The sequence below is a fragment of the Streptomyces sp. NPDC059142 genome, from assembly GCF_042755665.1.
Classification (GTDB): Bacteria; Actinomycetota; Actinomycetes; order Streptomycetales; family Streptomycetaceae; genus Streptomyces.
Map to the genome: position 1 here is coordinate 4,206 of NZ_JBHZDA010000180.1, position 1,639 is coordinate 5,844.

Annotated in this window: 1 protein-coding gene; it reads right to left on the reverse strand. The window is 73.6% G+C overall.

Going from position 1 to position 1,639, the window contains the following annotated elements; all coding sequences use genetic code 11:
• Window positions 1-365 precede the first annotated feature (365 nt).
• Window positions 366-1,475: a hypothetical protein gene (locus ACFXPK_RS32295; protein WP_385080709.1), complete on the reverse strand. Its 1,110-nt coding sequence runs from the start codon at window positions 1,473-1,475 to the stop codon at window positions 366-368.
• Window positions 1,476-1,639 lie beyond the last annotated feature (164 nt).

The following is a 1,639-nucleotide window of genomic DNA, read 5'->3' on the forward strand; positions in this document are numbered from 1 at the left end:
CGCCCACATCCCCACCGCGGCGGGGGGTGCCGCGGGCGACGCCGCCTGCGGCACCGCTGGCGGTTGAGTTCAGCGCCCCGCTGACCTGTCTCAGCGAACCTTGAGCGATTCTCAGCGAAGTTGAACCTCGGCTGCGCCCCAGGTCAGACGGTCGACCGAGGCGTTGTCGGTGCGTGTCTCGGCCCAAAACGATCGCGTCCGCGATGGACGAGCCGGGCCTCGGCGCGCTGCGGTAACGCCCTGACCTGCGCGCTTAACCTTCGCTGAGACGAACTGCGATCCGTCAAGGTTCGGTGAGAATCGCTCAAGGTTCGCTGAGGCAGGACAGTCGAGCAGCAGGTGACCGGATCGGTCACCGCCCGCCGTCACCACAAGGAGGGCTGCACGGCGGTGTGCCGGTGCAGGGGCAGGATGATCCGGACGGGCGGGCTCGTGACGGAGTTCACCGCGGGGCTCGGCGTGTGCGCGCCGGGGCAGTGGCCGCCCTCGTCCTCCCATCGGTCGGCGGCGTCGCGTTCGGCGCGGGCCCGCTGTTCGGTGAGCGTGACCGGTTTCCGGTACAGGTTCCGGGCGCTGGAGTCGAGCGGCGGGAGCGCGCGGGCTGCGGCCTTCTGGTCGTCACGGCGCTTGTGGCGCCGCCGGACCCGGGCGAACCGCGACTCGTAGGCGGCCTGGTCGTTGTCGTGGAGTCCGGCGGGGTGGAGCCGGGCCAGTTCAAGGGCGACCTGCCCCATCGGGCTGGGGGTCAGTACGCGGGTGCCGTCGTCCTGGCGGACGGCGACGAGGAACCGTGCGGCGAACAGGGCCTCGGTCCGGTCGCGGCTGACCCGCCGGCCACCGGACCACAGACCGCGCCGGGCCGCCTGCCGGGCCGTCCCCTCTCGCCAGTACAGGCGCCCGGACTCGGCGGCCTCCAGCACACGGACGTGTCCCGCCGTCCAACCGAGTTCGGCAACGTGGCCTTCGGCGAGATACCGGTTCATCGTCGCCCGGTCCCGGTTGTCCGCGTCCATGCCGGTGGCCGCGCGCTCCTCTGCCTCCCGCTCGGCCTCTTCCCGGCGCCGTTCGGTCTCGCGCTCGGCGTACTCGGCCGCCGTCAGCTTCTGTTCCAGTTCGGCCCGCAGATCCTCGGCCGTCATCTCGGCTCCGGCGGCCGACTGCGCCTGAACGGCGTGGCCGACGGCTTCACGGGCGCAGTAGGAGGGGGCACTGCTCGGCATGGTGGGGTCGTCGGCGTACTGCTCGGCGCGGTCGGCCCACCTCTCGGCTTCGACGGCCTCCTTGTGGGCCGCGTGCATGGCCGCCTCCAGCCAGGCGGCGCCTCCGGATCGGCTGCCGCACATGGCGGTCATGGCGTCGTCGGTTGCGGTGACGGCGAGGATCGCGGCCTGCCGGGCGACCTGGATGCAGGTCTGCGGAGACGGGTCTCCGGGGTGGGCGGCCTGATGTTGGACGACGGGTGCGTTCGCGGGCATGGGGGTGTTCCTCGGGATGTCGGTGGTGCGGTCGGCGGCGTGCCGTACCGGTGTCGGGGAGGTGCCGCCCGTCATCGCGCCCTGCGCGGATGACAATGGCGGGGGGGGGGCGGCGCCCCGCCCCCCGCGCGCCCGGCCCCCGGGGCCGCGGGGGGGCGCCCCGC